This window comes from Marinobacter alexandrii (assembly GCF_005871205.1).
Lineage (GTDB): Bacteria > Pseudomonadota > Gammaproteobacteria > Pseudomonadales > Oleiphilaceae > Marinobacter > Marinobacter alexandrii.
This window is the reverse complement of record NZ_SWKM01000011.1, coordinates 839545-858963: the sequence shown is the minus strand read 5'-3', so window position 1 is coordinate 858963 and position 19419 is coordinate 839545. Positions and strand designations below refer to the sequence as shown.

At 50.7% G+C, this 19419-nt stretch carries 22 protein-coding genes; 9 read left to right on the top strand and 13 right to left on the bottom strand.

Features of this window, described 5'->3' with window-relative positions; translation table 11 throughout:
* Nucleotides 1-151: 151 nt before the first annotated feature.
* From FCS96_RS04285 to FCS96_RS04265, 5 genes are all read right to left on the bottom strand, one after another.
* Nucleotides 152-607 carry a metallophosphoesterase family protein gene (locus tag FCS96_RS04285; RefSeq protein WP_138438978.1) on the bottom strand — a complete coding sequence of 152 codons (456 nt, stop codon included), beginning with the start codon at nt 605-607 and terminating at the stop codon, nt 152-154.
* A gap of 7 nt (nt 608-614) precedes the next feature.
* Nucleotides 615-1070 carry a thioredoxin-dependent thiol peroxidase gene (gene bcp / locus FCS96_RS04280; protein ID WP_138438977.1) on the bottom strand — a complete coding sequence of 152 codons (456 nt, stop codon included), beginning with the start codon at nt 1068-1070 and terminating at the stop codon, nt 615-617.
* Nucleotides 1071-1111: 41 nt separating this feature from the next.
* On the bottom strand, nt 1112-2149 hold the full coding sequence (locus tag FCS96_RS04275) for a sodium:calcium antiporter (protein ID WP_138438976.1): 1038 nt from the start codon (nt 2147-2149) through the stop codon (nt 1112-1114).
* 30 nt (nt 2150-2179) lie between these two features.
* Nucleotides 2180-2662 (bottom strand): FKBP-type peptidyl-prolyl cis-trans isomerase, encoded by a 483-nt coding sequence (locus FCS96_RS04270; protein ID WP_138438975.1) that lies wholly within the window; start codon nt 2660-2662, stop codon nt 2180-2182.
* Nucleotides 2663-2739: 77 nt separating this feature from the next.
* Nucleotides 2740-3531 (bottom strand): type 2 periplasmic-binding domain-containing protein, encoded by a 792-nt coding sequence (locus FCS96_RS04265; RefSeq protein ID WP_138438974.1) that lies wholly within the window; start codon nt 3529-3531, stop codon nt 2740-2742.
* Between the two features lie 119 nt (nt 3532-3650).
* On the opposite strand from FCS96_RS04265, the gene FCS96_RS04260 reads away from it, so the two are divergent.
* Nucleotides 3651-4274 (top strand): hypothetical protein, encoded by a 624-nt coding sequence (locus FCS96_RS04260; protein ID WP_138438973.1) that lies wholly within the window; start codon nt 3651-3653, stop codon nt 4272-4274.
* Between the two features lie 28 nt (nt 4275-4302).
* Here FCS96_RS04260 and trxC read toward each other — a convergent pair whose 3' ends face one another.
* Together trxC and gcvA are read right to left on the bottom strand one after the other, a co-directional pair.
* Nucleotides 4303-4743 carry a thioredoxin TrxC gene (trxC, locus tag FCS96_RS04255; RefSeq protein WP_138438972.1) on the bottom strand — a complete coding sequence of 147 codons (441 nt, stop codon included), beginning with the start codon at nt 4741-4743 and terminating at the stop codon, nt 4303-4305.
* A 178-nt stretch (nt 4744-4921) separates the two neighbouring features.
* Complete coding sequence (gene gcvA, locus FCS96_RS04250; RefSeq protein ID WP_138438971.1) at nt 4922-5800, bottom strand: transcriptional regulator GcvA; 879 nt, start codon at nt 5798-5800, stop codon at nt 4922-4924.
* Nucleotides 5801-5926: 126 nt separating this feature from the next.
* Between gcvA and FCS96_RS20025 the strand changes: the two genes are divergently transcribed.
* Entirely contained in the window at nt 5927-6100 is a 174-nt protein-coding gene (locus FCS96_RS20025) for an RSP_7527 family protein (RefSeq protein ID WP_171040661.1), read from the top strand.
* Nucleotides 6101-6235: 135 nt separating this feature from the next.
* Here FCS96_RS20025 and FCS96_RS04245 read toward each other — a convergent pair whose 3' ends face one another.
* Both FCS96_RS04245 and FCS96_RS04240 read right to left on the bottom strand, forming a co-directional pair.
* A complete protein-coding gene (locus FCS96_RS04245; RefSeq protein ID WP_138438970.1) occupies nt 6236-6538 on the bottom strand; it encodes a hypothetical protein in 303 nt (100 codons plus the stop codon).
* 60 nt (nt 6539-6598) lie between these two features.
* Complete coding sequence (locus FCS96_RS04240) at nt 6599-6865, bottom strand: DksA/TraR family C4-type zinc finger protein (protein WP_138438969.1); 267 nt, start codon at nt 6863-6865, stop codon at nt 6599-6601.
* A 91-nt stretch (nt 6866-6956) separates the two neighbouring features.
* On the opposite strand from FCS96_RS04240, the gene FCS96_RS04235 reads away from it, so the two are divergent.
* The 7 genes from FCS96_RS04235 to FCS96_RS04205 all read left to right on the top strand — a co-directional run bounded on the left by FCS96_RS04235 (nt 6957) and on the right by FCS96_RS04205 (nt 15067).
* Nucleotides 6957-7736, top strand: coding sequence for a cobalamin-binding protein (locus FCS96_RS04235; protein ID WP_138438968.1), 780 nt, complete (start codon nt 6957-6959; stop codon nt 7734-7736).
* A gap of 758 nt (nt 7737-8494) precedes the next feature.
* Nucleotides 8495-10048, top strand: coding sequence for a hypothetical protein (locus tag FCS96_RS04230; protein WP_138438967.1), 1554 nt, complete (start codon nt 8495-8497; stop codon nt 10046-10048).
* 49 nt (nt 10049-10097) lie between these two features.
* Nucleotides 10098-11228 (top strand): hypothetical protein, encoded by a 1131-nt coding sequence (locus FCS96_RS04225; protein WP_138438966.1) that lies wholly within the window; start codon nt 10098-10100, stop codon nt 11226-11228.
* Nucleotides 11228-12352, top strand: a complete 1125-nt coding sequence (locus tag FCS96_RS04220) for a hypothetical protein (RefSeq protein WP_138438965.1) — start codon at nt 11228-11230, stop codon at nt 12350-12352. The genes FCS96_RS04225 and FCS96_RS04220 overlap by 1 nt, the downstream gene beginning before the upstream one ends.
* Before the next feature lie 60 nt (nt 12353-12412).
* Complete coding sequence (locus FCS96_RS04215; RefSeq protein ID WP_138438964.1) at nt 12413-12775, top strand: hypothetical protein; 363 nt, start codon at nt 12413-12415, stop codon at nt 12773-12775.
* Complete coding sequence (locus FCS96_RS04210; RefSeq protein WP_138438963.1) at nt 12772-13413, top strand: hypothetical protein; 642 nt, start codon at nt 12772-12774, stop codon at nt 13411-13413. The genes FCS96_RS04215 and FCS96_RS04210 overlap by 4 nt, the downstream gene beginning before the upstream one ends.
* Before the next feature lie 97 nt (nt 13414-13510).
* Nucleotides 13511-15067 (top strand): nucleoside deaminase, encoded by a 1557-nt coding sequence (locus FCS96_RS04205; protein WP_138438962.1) that lies wholly within the window; start codon nt 13511-13513, stop codon nt 15065-15067.
* A gap of 593 nt (nt 15068-15660) precedes the next feature.
* On the opposite strand, the gene FCS96_RS20135 is transcribed toward FCS96_RS04205, so the two are convergent.
* The 4 genes from FCS96_RS20135 to FCS96_RS04185 form a co-directional block, all read right to left on the bottom strand.
* Complete coding sequence (locus FCS96_RS20135; RefSeq protein WP_212747036.1) at nt 15661-15915, bottom strand: transposase; 255 nt, start codon at nt 15913-15915, stop codon at nt 15661-15663.
* 248 nt (nt 15916-16163) lie between these two features.
* Nucleotides 16164-18449, bottom strand: a complete 2286-nt coding sequence (locus tag FCS96_RS04195; RefSeq protein ID WP_138438961.1) for a DEAD/DEAH box helicase — start codon at nt 18447-18449, stop codon at nt 16164-16166.
* Nucleotides 18446-19180, bottom strand: a complete 735-nt coding sequence (locus FCS96_RS04190; protein WP_138438960.1) for a hypothetical protein — start codon at nt 19178-19180, stop codon at nt 18446-18448. Before FCS96_RS04190 ends, FCS96_RS04195 begins: the two co-directional genes overlap by 4 nt.
* Entirely contained in the window at nt 19177-19380 is a 204-nt protein-coding gene (locus FCS96_RS04185) for a hypothetical protein (RefSeq protein ID WP_138438959.1), read from the bottom strand. The genes FCS96_RS04190 and FCS96_RS04185 overlap by 4 nt, the downstream gene beginning before the upstream one ends.
* Nucleotides 19381-19419 lie beyond the last annotated feature (39 nt).

The window sequence follows — 19419 nt, the reverse complement described above, 5'->3', positions numbered from 1 at the left end:
CCTTTGCTCCTTGGCTCCTTCAATCCTTGAAGAGGAGTTCGCAATCTTGCAGCAGGTTGCTTTCAATGGCTACCGAATGCGTCACGCTAATCGAACGTCCCGAAGCACTCCATCCACCGCCTATTAAATGATCTGACATTGGCCAGCCAGATCAAACCGGCAACTCAATAATCTCACCCGCCACACCTTCTTCGCTCACCTCCAGCCGCCCCACTGTGATCGGCAGCGTAAAGCGCCGCGGCCCGGCGCCACCAGGGTTGAAGTAAAGCACATCTCTAATCCACTCGTTACGGGGTTTGTGGGAATGGCCGGCGATCACCACCCGGTAACGGCCTTGGGGATCGGTATCGAGGGTTTTGACGTCGTGGAGCATGTAGAAGGCGTGGCCGAGGAAGTTCAGCTCCTGAACATCGGGAAGACTCCCGGCACGGCCGGTTTTGTCGATATTGCCGCGAATCGCAATCACCGGCGCGATCGCCTCCAGCGCCTCCAGAACCTCATCCCTCCCGACGTCACCGGCGTGCAGGATCAGGTCCGAGCCTTGCAATACTTCGAGGGCTTCGGGGCGCATTTTGCTGTGGGTGTCTGCGATGACGCCGATGTGCATGCTTACGCTACGTCAGGTCATCCAGAATTTCCTGCACATGCTCCGCCGGCTTGACCTTGCCGTAATGGCGCACAATCACACCCTTTTCATCAATCAGGAAAGACTCCCGGTTAACAGACATCACCTGTTTACCGTACATATTCTTTTGCTTGAGCACTTCGTACTGGTTCACCACCACTTCTTCCGGGTCCGCCAGAATCGGGAAATTCAGCGACTCTTTCAGGGCGAATTTTTCGTGTGACTTGACCGTGTCCCGGCTTACACCCAGCACCTGCACGCCGTGACTCTTGAGTTCGTCCAAACGGTCTCGAAACTGCTGGGCTTCGGTGGTACAGCCCGGCGTGGCATCACGCGGGTAAAAGTAGAGCAACACCTTCTGTCCCTGATAATCCGACAGAGTATGCTCTTTGCTTTCCTGATCTTGCAGTGTGAAATCGGGTGCAGTTTTGCCTTCCCAGCTCATCGCAGTTTTACTCCTTAAAGAATTGCAGCTGAACGCCCAACTCAGCCAGTGAACATCAACACCACACCAAGCCCGTAGAGCACCATGATTGCCAGACTCTCTGCACCGATTCGTCCGACGCCATAGCGTTCACGACGTATCAGCCCCATGATCAGGATGGCAGCCATCAACAGGGTCAGTGCGACCCAACGTTCCGAGTCGGCGGTCATCGTGTGGTAGAGCGAGCCATCCCGGTAGGCGATGTCCGAGGCGGCCATGAAAAGCGTATCAAAGGCATTCCCGCCGATGATACCAGCCACCGCGAGTGTGAGCGCACCCCGCCTTACCGCGGCAACTGAGGTGACCAGCTCCGGAATGGACGTACTGACCGCTGTCAGAAGAACACCGACGATTGTCTGGCTCAACCCGGCTTCCGAGCTGATTGTGGTGGCGGCGGGCTCCAGTACCAGGCCAGCCACTCCAAGCGTTGCCATGAGCAGCGCGAATTCTGTCCAGAGACGGCTCAATGATGGCAGTTGGCTCGTGCTCTCCGGCTCGTCCTGCCGGGTCTCACCAGTAATGGAGGGGCGCCACATGGGTTTCTTACCAGCACTCTGGACGAGCCGGGTGCCGTAGAAATAGAAGCCAAGCAGTATCGGGGTAATCGGGTGGATGCTCCAAACGGTCACCTCCGGCAAGCTCGGAGCCAAAAGGATCAACGCCAGGAGCGCGATCAGCAATCCGTTCTGCATCATGTTCGGGGCTGAGGCAGCCGCGTGTTCCAGGTTCGCACGACGATAGACGACGTCGGCAATGGCCAGGAAAAAAGTCTGCACCGCGATGCCCCCAAGGGCATTACTGACAGCCAACTCAGGGTGCCCCCGGTAGGCCGCTGTTACTGAGAGCACCGAACCACTCAGGGAGGTCGCTGCCCCCAGAAGCACGGCTCCCGCTGTCGCCTCACCCAGCCCGGTCCGGTCGGCTAGCTGGTCGACCACGCGTGTGATGCGTGTCCCCGCGATAGCAATCACCAACGCACAGATACCGAAAACCACGATGCTCTGTAACAGCGTCCAGCTGTCCGGATCCACAATCGGCACGATCGCCCTCCCTAGGCTCGCTCTAATCCGTCAATGATGATGCCCACCCGGCCCATGCACGTGGCCATGCGCCAGCTCTTCCGCATCGGCGGCGCGGACGTCGATGACTTCGAGATCGAAGGTCAGGGTTTTACCGGCCATCGGGTGGTTGGTGTCGACATCGGCGAACTTGTGGCCGACCTTGGCCACGAGCACGTGGCGCGGGCCCTGCTCGGTTTTCACCTGGGCGATCATGCCCGCCTTCCAACGCTTGGCACCCATCAAATGCTTGATCGGCACGCGCTGAATGGCATCGGGCTTGCGCGGACCATAGGCTTTTTCCGGGCCGACGGTGACGCTGAAGGTATCGCCGGCCTCGCGACCTTCCAGAGCTTCCTCCAGGCCCTGGATAATGCCGCCATGGCCATGCAGGTAGGCGTTCGGCTCGCCGCCACGGGAGTTTTCAACTTCGGTGCCCTGTTCATCACGGACGCTGTAGTGGAACAAGACCACCTGGTTCTTTTCGATTGGCATAGGATTCTCTGTGCTGGTTCAAAGTGCGCCATTATAGCCAGCTGTGGTGCTGACTGCAGGGAGGAAGAAACGCTGTGTTATCGATAACCTTCAATCAGGGCGTTCGATTGTGACTGGTATTCGGGACTCTGCATGACCGCATCAATCTGCTTGATCACGTCCCCGGCATAGGGAAGCTTTCGCGAGACGCCTATGTGAAAAGGGATCAGGGAGTTTGGAATGAAATCGACCTTGCGAATTTTCAGCTTCTGCGAGTAGCCAAGTTGTCGCGCAATGAGTCGAGCGTCTTCCGCGGGCTGCACCAAGAAATCACCAACCTTGCGCAGCATTAGAAGATGCATCATCGCATTCATGTGCTGGCCCGGCACACGCTCCAGATAGCCGGGGATATTGTTCTCTTCCCACTTGGACCCATTTTCGACGATCACCGTCAGACTGGACAAGTCAGCAAAGCTAGTCGCAGATTCGATCACGTCTCTATTCGGGTTGTCGGCCGAGTAAACCAAATGGCCAAAATCCTGGGTGAAGAGCGGATCCGCTGAAAAGACTGCGTAATCCTGTCGCTTCTCCGACGGGTAGGTCAGAAAGCCATCGTTGAGGCCGCGTCTGACGTTGTATTGCGCCCTCGCCCAAGGCATCACCAAACTTGCCGTGGTGTAGTCGGGAATAAAACTGAATGCCAGTTGCACCAAATCCGGGAACAGCCCGTCTGCTTTCTCGTCAAGCAACGCACTGTATGGCGCTGATTTTTCGCTGAACGCAAAGGTCAGCTTGGTGCTGCCTTGCGAGACACCGGGCAAAGCAACTAATAAAACCAGCAACGCGATCTGCAACCGTGCCGCAAATCCGTTCAAAAGATGCCTATTCACCAAGGTTACCTCTGAGCAGCAAGAACATTCGGATTGCACAATCGTAAGGTATTCAGCGATGAAGTTCGCGCCCCGTGAACGTAAACTCTGATTCAACGCAATCTAAAAAAGGCCCTAAGATGGCAACTCGATACCGAGCAATTGTTCAAACCACACTCTTCGGACTCGCCCTGCTACTGCCCATCACAGCAACAGCCAATCAACACAACGTCAGTACCGACCAACTGATTGAGCGGATTGTGCAGGATGTTGTGGACGTCCAACTTGAGCGGGCCCGCGAGAAAGTACGAGAGCACACCGGCATTGACCCGCTGCGGCGTGGGTTCGATTGGGAACGGGAAGACTACTACTACCCACCGGTTTCAAGGGACATTGGCGACGAGCGGCGGTCGGAGCTGCAGCAACTGAGCGCCGAATACGACCGGAAAATCGCCGGATACGAGCGGGAACTGGAGCGGGAACTGGCCAAGGCGCGCAGCGAGTTCGCACGCGAAGCGGAACGGGAAGAGCGCCGGGATAAAGTCCTGGAAAAACGCCGGAAGCTGGAGCGCAAAGTCGACAAAGCCTACGCCCGCTTCCAGAAGAAAGTGAACGCAGCCAACCGAAAATACGATGATCGCCGCAGCGATCTGGTCTATCGCGACGAACGTGGCCGTGGCAACAGCGAATACGGACGCTACAACAGCGATAAACGCAACGAGCGGGGCAAAGAAAACCGCGGCAAAGGTAACGACGACTGGTAAAACGCCGACCAACCGGCGAGCGGCGCCCTCAACGAATGCCCTGTGACTGCAGCCACTGGCTGATCTGGGCCTGATTCATGGCGCCGCTCTGGCGGGCTATTTCCCGACCATTCTGGAACAGGATCATGGTGGGTATGCTGCGGATACCAAACTGGCCGGATGGCCCGGGCGCCTGTTCGGTGTTGAGCTTGGCAAAGCGCACCTTGCCCCGCCATTGCTTTGAAGCCTGCTCAAACTGAGGCGCCATCGCCTTGCAGGGGCCACACCAGCTGGCCCAGAAGTCCACCAGCACCGGCACATCGCTGCGCCCGGTATGGGCCGCGAAGTTCTGCCCTGTCAGCTCCAGCACCTGATCCGGCCAGAGCGGTTGCTTGCAGGCACCGCAGTTGCCACCGGCGGACAGCTTATCGGCCGGTACGCGGTTCGCTTTGTGGCAATGGGGGCACACCAGGTGTTTGATGTCGGTCATGGTTGATCGGTCTTTTGTTGTCGAATGGTTGAAACAATCAGGGCACACGGCCGGAAATCAACCGGCGAGCCAAATCACTGAGACCTTCTACGCCGGCGGCGCTAACGAATGGCTTGGATGCGTTGTGTGGGATTATTGATCGGGCGTGAACGTTTTTGAACCCCAGTTTTCGGTTGTCCTACATCTCGCTCATCAGCCACTCCTTGAAGGCTTTCATCCCGACGGTCAGCGGACGTTGTTTGCGGTAGACCAGATAGAAGGCCCGATTCGTATCGAGCTGGATGTCGAATGGCACCACCAACTGACCCGATTTAATCTCACGGGACGTCAGGGTGCTATCAGCCAGCGCAACTCCCAAGCCCTCCTGGGCCGCCGCCGTGGCCAGTTGCCCACTGGACATCTGTAGGCTGCCCCGGGCGGATATAAAATCAACGCCCGACTGTTGCAACCAATTCTCCCACTCCCACTTCCGCTTGCTGACATAGATCAACGTGTGTTTAGCCAAGTCCTCAGGCTTTTCCAGCGGTAACTCACCCTCCAATAGCTGCGGGCTACACACCGGCACCAGCATTACTCTGCGCAGAAAATGCACTTCGATGTCGTCCCATTCACCACTCCCGAAATAGACCGCCATGTCGGTACTGGTGCGATCGAAATCCAGCAGCCCCATGGACGCGTTAATTTCCAGTTCAATATCCGGGTACAAGGCCTGGAATCGCGCCATGCGTGGCATCAGCCAGCGGGTGAGGAAGTTGGGGGCAACGCTGATCTTGACCACGTTGGATTCCTGGTTCTCAGTCAGTCGCTGGGTGGCCATCTCAATCTCGTCGAACGCGTGCCTGACAGATGTGAGGTATTGCTCGCCTGCCGGGGTCAACGCCACCTTTCGCTTGCTTCGGCTAAAGAGTGAAAGACCCAAGTATTCTTCAAGTGTCTTCACTTGATGACTGACCGCAGATGCCGTCACGAAAAGTTCCTTGCCAGCTGCGGCAAAGCTGAGGTTCCTTGCGGCTGATTCAAATGCCCGAAGCGCATTGAGGGGTGGCAGGTGGCGCATAACATTTCTCGACTGATGAGATTAATTCATCATTCTGCTGAGAAACGATCGCTTTTTCAACAGCCTCATACTCATTAGTATGCTCCCTATCGAAATGACTCACTTATCAAACGAGGACACAGCATCATGAGTTACCAAGCTCCGAAACTGAACGAAGACGGCACTATCGACATGAATTACTACACCCAGCTTGCAAAGCAACAGCGTAGTGAGCACATCGCGCAGATGGCGGCGTCACTGAAAGCCAACATCAAATCCTTCTTCCACGTGACGCTGCCAAAGCTGTCTACCAGCCATTGACCTGTGTTCCCTTCAGCGCTCAATGACCTTAAGTGTGAATTGGCTGGTTTCGCCGGCGTTGGCGAACCAGCCTACTTTTAGGCTTTTCCGACATACAGGCGGAAAATAGCGTCAAGATCGAGGCAATAGCGAAGTTCAAGAAGGGAGATGAGAAACGCCGTCGATCTCCGTCACCGTTTTAGCATCCGCCCGCTCAATGATCTTCAGGAGGGTGGATTGAATCGTTTCATCTTCCCGGGCATCGCCGCTACTCACAAACGCTTGTTTCTGCGGATCTGCGCCCTCTTCCTCGGTGAATGAAATAACAACTTCAGTAGCTGTATCCGGCGCTTTACCCACGCCCCCTTTACCAAAATACTCAAGCGACACTAACGGATAGCCGTGAAAGCCCTTCTTAACCTGCTTTGCAATACGCTTCTTTGCTTTCTCTAACTGCATAATAAGAGCCTGTCGCTGCGTTCGTTAATTCGATAAAACATGGCTGGCGCGGAAATGCATTCACCTCAGCTGGCTGTCTTTGCTGCCACGTCGATTAATGCCACGTGATGCCCCTTCCTGCTTTTCAAGAGCGGACTGGCAGGCAATACACAGCCGAACGCCCGGAATTGCCTGGCGGCGAGCTTCGGGAATCGCCTGGTCACACTCGTCACAATAGACCGCGCTCTCACCGTTACCCAGCTGGCTCCGTGCGCGTTGCACTTCGTCGTCGACGCTCGCGTCAATTTGATCCTGAACCGCTCCATCCCGTGACCATCCACCTGCCATAGCGTTCTCCCATCATGAAAGAAATGATGCCGCATAGCCTAGTAAAATCCTTCGCGTCCCGTGTCGTCAATTATTTAGAGCCCGCACCCCTATGAATTATCCCCAACGCATTGTCTGCCTTACCGAAGAAACCACCGAGACCCTCTACGCCATCGACGCCGAGGACCGTATCGTCGGCATCTCCGGGTTCACCGTTAGGCCCGAGCGAGCCAGGAAGGAAAAACCCAAAGTCTCTGCCTTCACCTCCGCCAAGATCGGGAAAATTCTGGAGCTGAAGCCGGACCTGGTGGTGGGATTCTCAGACATGCAGGCCGACATCGCCGCCGAACTGGTGCGCAGCGGCGTGGCTGTGCACATCTTTAACCAGCGCACCGTGGCCGGAATCCTGTCCATGATCCGAACCCTCGGCGGTATGCTGGGCCTCTCCGAGAAAACCGACGCCTACGCGCAGGAACTGTCCGACCGAGTTGAGCGGATCAGAGCGGAAAGAGCGAGAGCAAACCGCCCGCGGGTCTACTTCGAGGAATGGGGCGACCCGATGATTACCGGCATAGGCTGGGTGTCCGAGCTGATCGGTATTGCCGGTGGTGAGGATATCTTCCCGGAACGGGCCGCCGAGCCCGGCGCCAAGGAACGAATCATCGAGAACCCCGAAGACGTCATCCAGCGCCAGCCGGACATCATCATCGGCTCCTGGTGCGGTCGGAAGTTCCGGCCAGAGCAAGTGGCTGAAAGGCCGGGTTGGAGTGATATTCCAGCCGTGGTGAACAACCATCTGTATGAGATCAAGTCACCGCTGATTCTTCAGCCGGGGCCGGCTGCGCTGACGGAAGGGTTGGATGCGTTGTGTGGGATTATTGATCGGGTGTGATTATCTAGAGACGGCCCGCGAAAATAAATCTGTCCCGGATTTCCGCAAAAGAGCCGACTAATTTGATCCTGACCGGTGACTCGTTCGAACTACAAAGAGTTTCTATATCAAACGTCCTCAGAAAATCGAACTGCACCTATTTTCGCCACTTTTTCGCAAATTATGCTCGGCCCTGTCATCTCCAGCCCTGCCCCTCACTCGTAAGCAGTTTCACTTCCGCTATGGCCTAGGTTTATTCCTTGGAAGTCAAAATTTATTACACGCGTCATGATTACTTTTGACTTTCCCAGGTGACTTTGAGCCCCAAAAAATAGACACATCCGCCCTAAAGCTTTCATCAGCATAAGAAATTATGCAACAGAGATTTCCATTATTATGAGGTTGGGAATATGTCGACTTATTTAACAGCGGGCGATTCAATTTTTCAGACAGCAAAGAAATATTGCGCTTATCATGATCAAGTCATTAGGTAAGCATTTAAATTAGTTATTTTTTATCTACTTCGGTATATAAATTGCCCCTCCGAATGTAGCGCAGTCACGGATATGCGCTACAAGGTGCGATGTTGTGCTCCATACGTTTAGTCGTAGTGCATGCACATTTACCACGCTTCGGAATAAGGCATACGCATGGATCGCACATCTGACCCTCCGCCTCCCCGCAAATATTGCATCAGGCCGCCTTTTCGGCCGGCCTACTGAAATGTGTCGGGTTTAAGGTGCCTTAGAATAACGGAGCCTTCCACCGGAGATGACAATATGCAGGCGCCATTTTATCCAATTATTTATGTCCGTGGTTTTGCGGCGACGATGTCGGAAATCGACCAAACCACGGCCGATCCGTATATGGGCTTCAACATCGGTTCCAGTGTTTTGCGCCAGAACCATCAGGGCGATGCAATTCCTTTCTATTTCGAATCCCCTCTGATCAGACTTATGAAAGATCACGGCTATGTTGATTCGTTCAAAGACGGGGGATACCTCGACGACCCACTACAGGATGACACCAAGATCGGATCGATAATTGCTCCGGCCAAATCGGTCTGGGTATTCCGTTACTACGAGCGGGCCTCGGAACTCCTTGGAAACGGCCAGCGAGTCAGCATGGAAGAATTCGCTCTCGACTTAAGGCGCTTTATTCTCAGAGTCCGCGATGCAACATGCGGTGACAACCCGGACCTCAAAGCGAACTTCAAGGTACACCTGGTAGCCCACTCCATGGGCGGCCTTGTGAGCCGCTGCTACTTACAAAATATCTGCCGGCATGGTGCCCCCAAAGGGCTGGATGATTCCGGCCTGGAATTGGAGGAAGGCAAGCCCAGCCCCCACTACGTGGACAAGCTTTTCACATACGGCACTCCACACAACGGCATCGATTTCCTGGGAATCAATGTGCCAGACCTGGGACCTCTTGACCGTTTTCAGGTATCTAACTTTCACCGCGATCGGATGCGGGAATACCTGAAGATTAGCGATGAGTCAGTAGGAGTCAACGAGCTTGACGGTAGCTTCGATCCAGATCGTTGCTTTTGCTTTATAGGTTCCAACTACAAAGATTACGAAGCATTTCTCAGCCTTTCTAAACGTGCGACAGGGCCTGCAAGCGATGGGCTGGTAATGATTGCCAACGCCTATACCAAAGCCTCGCCTCGCGCGGTGTCGCACCGCAGTCACTCTGGACACTTCGGCCTCGTGAATTCCGAGTCTGGTTACCAGAATCTACGTCGTTTTCTGTTCGGCTCCCTTCGAATCAAGGCCGTCCTGTATGTTGATCGCGTGGACCTTCCACCACGAGTTCAGGACAAGTTCGACGACGGTGCTGAAGTGCGAGGCTCTTATCACTTTGATACCTCCATGAGCGTTCGGGCGGGCCCCAATTACATAATGAATGAGCGTCGATATCCCCAAGAATCAGCCATCTTACGAAGCTTTGACTCGCTCATAGCAAAAAAGAAACCCACTTATTTGTTCACTGGTTATTTAACAAAATTAGCGCGAATGGCTTCGGATCGCGCGCTCATGTTCCAAATCACACTCGGCGTACGTGTACCCCTCTTCGAAATTAATAAAGCGTTCTGGTTCGACGAGCATTTCGAGGGATTCATGTATGAGGAGCAAATTACCCTGGCTATTCGTTCCGAGAGCATCCGTTATGGATTTTCTCAGCGGCATGGTATCGGGAACCCGACGCATCTGGCAGATGAGCATAAAGAAGACGGCGAGCGAAAGATTAAGGTAGCGGTGGGAACCGCAGTGAATGCACGGCCGGGTTTTCAGGGGTATCTGGAAGTGACTGTGGATGATTGGCTTTGAGCGCTACATCCAATCGATTTCCTTAATAACAACACAAGGATTGAACGGCATGGCTAAACACCACCTCCTTTGTGTCCACGGTGTGGGTCAACACGCGAATGACTGGGTCACCACTGAAGAACAGGACGACGGGCTAACGCTCAAGGACGGCTTCGAGGCCTGTTGGAAGCAATATTCTGTCCTGGGCAACACAGACGACCTTGTGTTTCATTCTATTCACTACGACGACGCAATCGTTCGAATCCTGAATAATTGGGAGAACATGCTTGGGCAGTTTTCAATGCTTGCTCCCAGGACACCGTTGATGAAGTCAGGCGCCGACTTCTTCAACGAACTACACGAGAAGGCATTGACAACAAAGGGAGAAGATAGCCGCAAGCAGTTTTTACGAACCCACGTAATGGATTTGCTGTTCTTCTATACAATCCCGAGCGTGACTGACGCAGTGATAACTTATGTGGGTCGACAGTGTTTAGACATCATCAACCAAGAACTCGACCAGAATGGGGACGCAACGTTTTCGGTTCTAGGCCATTCACTGGGCACTTCCGTTGTTGAGAAAACTCTGAAGGCAATGTTCAATGAGGGCATTGAACAGCAACATGGCTCGATCGATACGTTGAAAGGCGATTTCAAATTCCAATCAGTGTCACTGATCGCCAATGCCAGCTTCACTCTTGCACGGGCGGACGATGAAGAAAGTTTTTACATCAACTCCAACTTCAAGCCTGGGGGGGATTCAGGGGCAATCTGCCAAACTCTCCTCAACCTCAACCATAAGTTCGACCCGGTAGGTCAGTTCCGGCCGTTTCACCCCCCAACCCAATGGCTTCACCCCGATGATGGACACTGTTACGTCCCCGTTGAACTCTCGCGTCTGTCATCAACCCAAATACACTCCATAAATCATTACCTGCGAGACCCAAGGGCCCACATTCCCTTTTTTAACAGCATTAAGGGATACACAGCGATAGACAAAGAAGCCTTCAATAACGCCAAACAGCAGTTCGATGCGCAGACACCGCTGGCCCAATTTAAATCCATGACCACGGCACTCGAAAAGCTGCGGGTTAACGAGGCATCAACCATGAAGGAGTTTGTCCAGAGCATAACCGCGGTACTGGAAATTGCCAGAAACTACAAGAGGGAAATTCACGGCCTACTGGGGGATCTGTCGTGATGACCGCACAACACATACTCGCCTCCGCACTCTTACTTGCATATGCCTCCATCGCCAATGGCAACTGCTCGCCGGAGAATGCAACACCGGCAGACGTTCGAACCTTTCTTGTATGCACGCTCGACAAAACGACTATCGACATGGCAACCACAGAGACCGATCAATTGATCTTCTGGCAGTTGCAGGCCGCAGGCTATGAAGAATTGGCCGGCACTTTCGAATCTTCCGGCCAGAACAGTTTGCAGCTGCTAAGCAATAATTTGAAAGCGCGCGCCGAGTTGGCTGCCGCCGATATCGGGAAGCTTGAGCAGAAAGGTAACGTGTGTGACTTGGCTGCCTATAAGGACAATAGCTGGTTCTGGGGCCCGGGGCTGCGGCTGAACCGAATCAATGCCCGGCAGGATTCCCAAGACTTGGCTCAGGCAGGCTGCGCCAGCACACCGGAAATTCCTGCTATTTCGCTAGTCGATCAGGTGCAGAAGGCCTGCGAATCCGCCGAATCATGCAATCAGGGGTTAAAAGCCGTTCAACCATTGGCCAAAGCACTGCGGAATAGTCGTGCCCAAGCTCGAACAAACAGTCGGAATTTTCTATCAATCCTTCAGCAACAAATCACTAAGAAAGACGACGCGTGGGACCGCTACCTTTTCGAGTCAAAACCGCTCTGGCCCTGGGAGCTCGCATTCACAGATTGGTGGCACGACCGCTACGATGACACTTACACCCAAGGATTTCGCCGCCCACCGCCGAAGCAGATAATTTTAATGCACCCCTCGATTGGTGCAGAGTGGATCGATAAAGCGACTGACGGTGATCGATTCGCACCCACGATCTATGTAGAAGTAATCGGGATTAATTACTGGGATGAGAGCAACCGCTGGTTCAAGGATACGTGGCTTTCCAACCTCTCCGGAACTTCACTTGCCATTACCGTGACCGACAGGCCAGGCATTAGCACAGCAGGAGTTGGCCCGCTACTGACCTTCGATAACACCTTTGAGGTTGGTATTAATTACTACGGAGAGAGCGAGTTTGGAATCATGTTGGGCTTCAACTTGATGAAGCTCTGGAAAGATGAATACGAGAAACAAGTCCGCAGTTTAAAAAAAGTTAGGCGATATTAACCGAAACACATACACGACTGGCAGTATCTGAAGCTCTCTCTGCCGTCAGTGGAGGCGATTGTGAAACATTTAAAAGCTACGTCTTTGACCCTTGCTGTTCTTGGGACGGCAACAAATCTCGTGGCTAATCCCAGAGAAACAATGATGCCATCACCTGATGAACTGGAGCCCCCGTTGCTCGGTCAAATACCCTCAACAGAAATGCCGCCGCCGGACGAGCCGGAATTTCCGGATGAGCCTATCAAAATGGCATCCCCGTCGGCCTCGGCAACCTGGGATCTCGATTCGCCCGTAGTGATCGTGTTCGACGACGGCGAGCTGACAGACGCTGAAAAAGCAGAGCTATCCCGCTTCATAAAGGAGCAAATGGGCCGTGACCTACATTTTCTGGGGCCGACAGTCACGGGAGATGAATCCCCATGATCCGGTTTCTCGGCATCCAGATAGAGCGCAAAACGGATATCCTCGCCCTCGCCGCTTTCGTCATTTCCATAGGTACCCTCGTGACCCAGGGCATAAATCTTATGCAGGGGCCGGAGGTCACAATGCAAACTCCACGGCAGGTTATGTTCTTCGAGAAGACCTACCCGAGCGGCAAGAACTATCTCCTGGTCAGCGCCCAGATGGTGTACTTCAATCAAGGCAGCCCGGGTTACCACGACACCATGCTGAAGGAGCAGGCGGAGGTCTTTGTCGGCAGTCGGGTGGTCCGGCTAACGGGCGTCGAATACGTCAACACCCAAGTAGAACAGAGGACGCAGCAATTGGTGGTCAAAAAGCTGACCGATGCCCTGCCAGTCACCATCGAGGCAGGCCGTCATGCAGCACATGAAACCGTATTTGCCCCGTTTCCGGATCAAACGACCCGGGATGCCGATCACTACGTTGAATTCGCGGACTTCGTGGACAGCCTGAAAGGAGAGGCCACTGTCAAGGTAGTGCTGCGGGGAGAAACCTTTTCCGGTGAAAGAATGCAGGTGGAGTGTGTATTGGCTACCCGGGAGTTCGCGCCACACCTAAAGCGAAAGGATTGGTCCGCGCCCTCGTGTCATAGCAATTAAGTAGGATTCATTCCCAATGCTTTCGTAGTGGTGAAAAGTTAGCGCAAAAAAAATCTGTTTCACCTTCTGTATAGATCCTGAACCCAGGGAAAGTTTCATGCCAGAGAGCTCGGAGGTAGTCATAGCTGCAATCGCACTTGGCGTTAGCATTTTAGCGTTAGGGTTCTCCCGCTATAGCTGGTGGCGCTCCAAGAAATTCTCCGAACAAAGCGGTGGCGCCTCCCTCTTTCTCCAACTACGGTCTCAATACACCACTTTCTATACGCGGCTTCATGATGCGATTCCCGAACTCCATTACTTCGACGAGGTAAATCTGCCAAAAAGTTGGGGCTTATACACTGCAGAGGAAAAGCTGCTTGCAAAAGAATACTGGATCATCTCCTTCAACGAGTGGTTCGCCACCAACAAGTTTGCGAACGCCTCGGATGTTTCACTGTGGAACGAATTCTATGGACCTGCCATTGCTTCGGCTCTTCGGCATTATGTGCTTCGCCGTGCACTTGAGGAGGTGGTGAACAGCCTATATTCATTCGGTCGTGATGAGCACAAATTCATTTCCGCGCTCTACCGAATTATCGAGCGAGATATTGCGGCACACCTCGGGCACAACGTTGATAGCAAAAATTATAGATACCGTTCTTACGCAAAGTACAAGAACTTTGGAGCAGGGACGAAGACTGACAAGGAATTCTTCGATGCGGTCATTGGGGCATACGGATTCATTGCTGAGCCGGAACGAGCAGATCCTAAGGATTCGACAATCGACTGGAGCATTCTTGACTCAGGGTTGGTGCATGCAAACAATCTCATTATTCTTCTCTCAAAATTGACCACTCGCGCCAACGCTCCACGGTTCCATTCTCCTTCGCAGGCCATCGCCAGTCACGCCAGTAAGCTGCTTATCGAAATGGACGGTCGATGGTGGCCTGAGCTGCAGGAACGTTTGTGCGCAGAGTTCTACGAAGTTTTTGGCGTAAGCCCCAGGAACGAAATCCTTCCGCGAGGAAAAGAGCCAATACGTCCCGCTCCGATTCATGAACAGACCGACGGCGTAGTCGATCTGCAAGCAGCTGAGGCGCTTCTGGTTTGTATTATAGCCGCAGACGCAGCTTCCAAGGGAAACTATGGGGTAGGTGCCGTCGCCTACAATATCGACAATTTCCCGCTCGCAATCGGTGGCAATAGCATGTTTGATCCTCGCTTTGACAGCCAGGCACACGCCGAGATGGTCGTTATGAACAAGCTTGAGCGGCGAGTTACCTATGAGGACCTGCCTTCCTGCCGCGTCACCACATCATTGGAACCATGCCCAATGTGTTTCAGTCGCCTCCTAAATTCAAGGGTGAAGGATGTCCAATACCTCAGTTCTGACAAAATCGGGGGGATGGTGCATCTTCACGAGAACCTACCACCGATGTTTTCTGGAATGTTTGACGATTACCGAAACTTTAAGCAAGCCCCGGATATCCGACTGATCAGCGAACTTCCGAAACTTCTATTCCCAGCAGACGTTGACCCAAACAAATCCGTTGAGACCTTCTCCAATTTGGCGATGCTCATATTCATATCTTCCCGAGGTGATCTCGACAAGTTTTTGAGGAACGAAAAGTCAGAGGGGACAGGCGTTTCGAAAGGTAGTCCCGAAGTAGATTAGAACATGCCGGATTCAAAATCATAAAAATACTCTTTAGGTGAGGGCCTCCAACGCAGACGTGAACCGGTATAGCGGTAATTCGCCTAATCTGAGCGCGTGAAAAATCCGCGCTTGATGCTAGAGAAAACCGGGACGATCGAAAATTAGGACAGATCTATTTTTCGAACGCTGGCCTCCCCCGGCTCACGAGTTTCAACCCTGATACCGATACGGCTTTCAATTTCATCGACGAACTTGCTGCCACCGGACAGCCTATTGCTATCGATCGGCACCCGAATCAATTCATCTGACGGAGAAGCACCTTCCTACTCAACAAACTGCCGATAAACTTTAACCCTCATCTGGTGACTGCCTGCCAGTGCGCGAAAGGTGTCGAGCTCACCCAACCATTGGCAATGTGACGCCCCTACCCGCGTAGAATAGCTTGGCCACTCATACGACTCGGGGTTATCCACCGTTCCTGCTTTAACAGGATTGAGTTGCACATAGCGACAACAAGCCAACAGATAGGCGCCTGTATCTATTGGGCTAATCTTGTAGCGTCCTTACCACAACGACCCACTGCGGTTTTCTAGGGAATTTACGAAACGAGTCTACCGACCAGCCAGACGCTTTATCAATTGAGGAATTGCGGTCACGTTGTCGTTTGCTTGAACGACCAGATGAACATGATTCGTCATCAGGCAGTAACTGAACACCTGCAACTCATAAACCTGTTTCCATTCCTGGAGGTTCGCCAGGTAGTACTCAAAATCAGGGCGTTCGACGAACACCGAGTGGCGGTTATGTCCGCGTTGAACAATATTGCGGGGAAAACCGGACACAATCACCTTGGCCTGTCTTGGCATCAGCTTTTCCTTGCTTTTGAATCACAGAATCCTTTCTGTGCTGGCAGCCGATATTAACTGAAGCACGGCGACGGTTGGTAGTGACTTACATTAGCTCTTAGCCAAGGGAGGAACCGAGAAAATAAATCTATCCGGGTTTTCCTATTTTGGTGAGCCTATCCATTGGCTCCAACCGGCATTCTAACTGAACAACTCTCTCAGGCTGAGCTGATCAACTTTAAATCGACCTGACGCCTTTCATCATTTTTTTAACCTGGCAAATACCATTCAACCAACTCCTGCAAATACTTTGGAGCATTAGCAATATCAGAACTAAAAGAAATAATATCCTCGTTAATAAATGCAATGTAATTGGAAAGTTCAGAGACCTCTTCAGGTGGAAAACCATACCGCATCAATAGGGTCTGCACCACATCATTTGTACCAAACTTAAGCAACTCTATAATTTTATCTGCTCTTTTATCCGATACGTGATCTTTATACACCTTAAATGCCGCAATAAATGATTCTGTCAAGGAAAAAGAAATAACCTGATCCAAATAGTCATAGGTATCAAAAACGATTGCATCATAGCTCACGTTTTTGGCAAGCGTCTTTTCATCAAAAATTGAATATGACTTGACAAGAGTGCTTTTTGGCAACCTCGCAGCAGGCTGAGAAAAAGCAGCATAACCACGACGGCCCTCATCCTTCCTCGAAATATAGCTGTAGCGAATACCAACAATTTCTCTAAAAGACCGACCCTGTATAAAAAGAATAAAAATTGATATGGCCTGTCTGAACACAGCTAATTCACCATCATATAAGGGCCTATCAATTGATGCCTCATATACTAATCGGAAATATATTTTTAACGACTCCCTATTAGAGTGATTATCCGAGCCATAGAGAGCACTTTTTATTGAATTGCCAGAATAAACAATATTTAGAATCGACTCACAGCATTCTATTATTTCTAATCTTCCTAACCGCTCTATTTTAGTGATAGGAGCCTGTTTTTCATCGTCATAACTTCCATCTCTAATCGATTCAAGAAGCTCTGAGCTATCTGGGTCTTGAACAGTTTCCGTGTTATCAATAACCGACATCTCATCCAGGAAAAATTTGTCCTTAACTCGTTGCGACAAAAGTTTAGGATTTTTTGTAAAAACGTAGCCATAATCGAACTTTGGTTCATTAGAAAGCCGACCAGCTCTGCCAATGAGATTCTTAAATGACAAAGATCTACCTTGGTCGTTATCGCCAAGAATTCTCATGTTATCAAGCCAAACGATATCAAAGGGCATGTTAACGCCTTGCGCTAACGTACTAGTGGCAAAACAGATTTTAGCATATCCTTTTCTTATCAAGTCTTCGACAAGAAAACGGACTTCTAACGGCACTGAACCGTGATGAATTACAATCCCTTTTCTTAATAATTCTACCAAATCAGATTTATGCTCATCTTTATCAGCACCCAGCAAATGTTCGATCGTGCTTATTATCCTTTCCGACTCTCCATAATCTATTCGCTCATATCTGTCTATAAACTTCCTGAACGGCCGGATATATTTTCCATTGTATATCGATGACTTTGACACATAAACCAATACAGAGTGAGAACCATCAAAAGCAAACTCAGAAAAATCTTGTTCAAACTCTACGCAATTTCTAATTTGATGACCCTTTTCCAGAAAGGGAGAAAAATGGTAATAATTATTATTCTTATGCTCGTAAATAAATATCTTACCTACAGTCCCATGCGTATACGATTTCGCGTATCCCTCCTTCTCAGAAAACCCGTGTTTTTTTAGTTGCGCATCTGGATTATCGACAAATGGATGAGCAAAAATCAACTTCGCTTGCTTGAAGTGTTTTTTAACTCGTCGAACGAGTACATCGAATATTACTCCTCTTTCAATTTCTTCTGAAACTTGTGCCTCATCAAAGAAAAACACCTTGATATTCAGATCTAAACTAAGGGAAAAAATATCTCTAGCACGCTCAGGAGTGAGAATAAATATTCTTCGGGGATTCCTTGATTTAAAAACATCATCTACAAAAGATGAGATCATCACTCTCTTGTCGCCATTGAATTTACGCCTCATAGTGCTAACGTACTCTGCAATCAAAGCTCTCGAAGGTACAATTACTACAGCATCACCATCATCCTCTGCGATAAAATCTCTTATGGAATAGGATTTACCGGCACTTGTAGGCGCCGATATAGATGTTACTCTATACTCATCTACAGCTCTTCTAACACTTGCCTGCACAGGTGTTAAATATTCGCCATACTCTCTTTTATTTTCCCTTCCTATTCCAGATAACAAAAATGCATATAAATTGCTTGGCTCTGGCATCTTATAAAAAAGCCCCAGAGACACTATGATATTTTCTTCTTCCTCTCGGAATATTTTATCGTGGAACTTTTTGTAATATGATATCTTCTCCAGAATTTCAGGATTTATAGGCCCCTCTTTATGAAGGATTCCTAACAATTCTGTTATACCTTGGGCTGGATCTTCGCTATGCGAAATATCAAGTATGCTCATTTACTTACCCCAACCAGGTATACTGACTTTATACAATCGGAACCAAGCTTTAGCTCGGCTGTCTTGACAGCATTCTCCAAAATATGGATGGGATTAGAAGAATTTATAGAGAACGAAGCAACAATCCCAAAGTTATCATTATTTAGATTTTCGACCGAAGAATTTGGAGCTAGATCTTTTAAATAAAAATAATCTCGTAGATGCTTTTCGTCATCAATGAATCCTTTTGACTGATCTATTGCATCACCATGAGGGTTAACACTTCCTGAATATTTCGCCTCGCCGAAATTAATCAGCTCATTTTTGCAAACCGTATGAAAATCAAAACCTTCGTTTTGCTTTAGCTTTGGCTTCCAAAGCTCTGCTATGGGCAAAACCTGATGATTAAATATTGTTTCAAGCGCTTTTGTTGATCCAATCGAAACCATAACTTCGCCGAATTCACTTCCTATAGTTGAAAGATCTTGTGTTTGCTCGAAAATTTCTACTAAAGCGGAAGCGGTTTCCTTTACGGTTTTCTCAAAGCCCCTTTGGCTTCCAGCATCTAATGTCGTCATCCACGAAGTATCAAGCACTCTTCTAGCTAAAGCTTCTGATATCTTCTTTATATCATTTACTTTCACATGACATATTTTTATCTTTTCAATCGATGAAAACCCATCGACTTGAAAGTAATCACAACCCCAGTCTATATCGGGATATTTCTTGCCATACTTCGGAACACTTTTCATATAGTTATGATTTTCATGATAAAGGCAAATGGTTTTTCGGCCAGGATCGTTCTGGAAGATGAGCTAAGAGCAGCGTATTCAGCTTCGCGTTTGAGCTGGGGAAGTTTGGTGAGCGCCGCCAGTATGATCTGCGAAATCAGATACCGGATGGTGCTTGGGGCGTCGTTTTGGGAAGCGATTAGTATCTGTGTGTGATCCATCCGTTATCCTTAACAGCGGCGTCAGTCCGTTTCTTATAA

What these genes read in the sequence shown, in the direction of transcription:
- FCS96_RS04285 (WP_138438978.1), bottom strand. Translation starts at nt 607, where the DNA reads ATGCACATCGGCGTCATCGCAGACACCCACAGCAAAATGCGCCCCGAA.
- bcp (WP_138438977.1), bottom strand. Translation starts at nt 1,070, where the DNA reads ATGAGCTGGGAAGGCAAAACTGCACCCGATTTCACACTGCAAGATCAG.
- FCS96_RS04270 (WP_138438975.1), bottom strand. Translation starts at nt 2,662, where the DNA reads ATGCCAATCGAAAAGAACCAGGTGGTCTTGTTCCACTACAGCGTCCGT.
- FCS96_RS04260 (WP_138438973.1), top strand. Translation starts at nt 3,651, where the DNA reads ATGGCAACTCGATACCGAGCAATTGTTCAAACCACACTCTTCGGACTC.
- trxC (WP_138438972.1), bottom strand. Translation starts at nt 4,743, where the DNA reads ATGACCGACATCAAACACCTGGTGTGCCCCCATTGCCACAAAGCGAAC.
- gcvA (WP_138438971.1), bottom strand. Translation starts at nt 5,800, where the DNA reads ATGCGCCACCTGCCACCCCTCAATGCGCTTCGGGCATTTGAATCAGCC.
- FCS96_RS20025 (WP_171040661.1), top strand. Translation starts at nt 5,927, where the DNA reads ATGAGTTACCAAGCTCCGAAACTGAACGAAGACGGCACTATCGACATG.
- FCS96_RS04245 (WP_138438970.1), bottom strand. Translation starts at nt 6,538, where the DNA reads ATGCAGTTAGAGAAAGCAAAGAAGCGTATTGCAAAGCAGGTTAAGAAG.
- FCS96_RS04240 (WP_138438969.1), bottom strand. Translation starts at nt 6,865, where the DNA reads ATGGCAGGTGGATGGTCACGGGATGGAGCGGTTCAGGATCAAATTGAC.
- FCS96_RS04235 (WP_138438968.1), top strand. Translation starts at nt 6,957, where the DNA reads ATGAATTATCCCCAACGCATTGTCTGCCTTACCGAAGAAACCACCGAG.
- FCS96_RS04230 (WP_138438967.1), top strand. Translation starts at nt 8,495, where the DNA reads ATGCAGGCGCCATTTTATCCAATTATTTATGTCCGTGGTTTTGCGGCG.
- FCS96_RS04225 (WP_138438966.1), top strand. Translation starts at nt 10,098, where the DNA reads ATGGCTAAACACCACCTCCTTTGTGTCCACGGTGTGGGTCAACACGCG.
- FCS96_RS04220 (WP_138438965.1), top strand. Translation starts at nt 11,228, where the DNA reads ATGACCGCACAACACATACTCGCCTCCGCACTCTTACTTGCATATGCC.
- FCS96_RS04210 (WP_138438963.1), top strand. Translation starts at nt 12,772, where the DNA reads ATGATCCGGTTTCTCGGCATCCAGATAGAGCGCAAAACGGATATCCTC.
- FCS96_RS04205 (WP_138438962.1), top strand. Translation starts at nt 13,511, where the DNA reads ATGCCAGAGAGCTCGGAGGTAGTCATAGCTGCAATCGCACTTGGCGTT.
- FCS96_RS20135 (WP_212747036.1), bottom strand. Translation starts at nt 15,915, where the DNA reads ATGCCAAGACAGGCCAAGGTGATTGTGTCCGGTTTTCCCCGCAATATT.
- FCS96_RS04195 (WP_138438961.1), bottom strand. Translation starts at nt 18,449, where the DNA reads ATGAGCATACTTGATATTTCGCATAGCGAAGATCCAGCCCAAGGTATA.
- FCS96_RS04190 (WP_138438960.1), bottom strand. Translation starts at nt 19,180, where the DNA reads ATGAAAAGTGTTCCGAAGTATGGCAAGAAATATCCCGATATAGACTGG.
- FCS96_RS04185 (WP_138438959.1), bottom strand. Translation starts at nt 19,380, where the DNA reads ATGGATCACACACAGATACTAATCGCTTCCCAAAACGACGCCCCAAGC.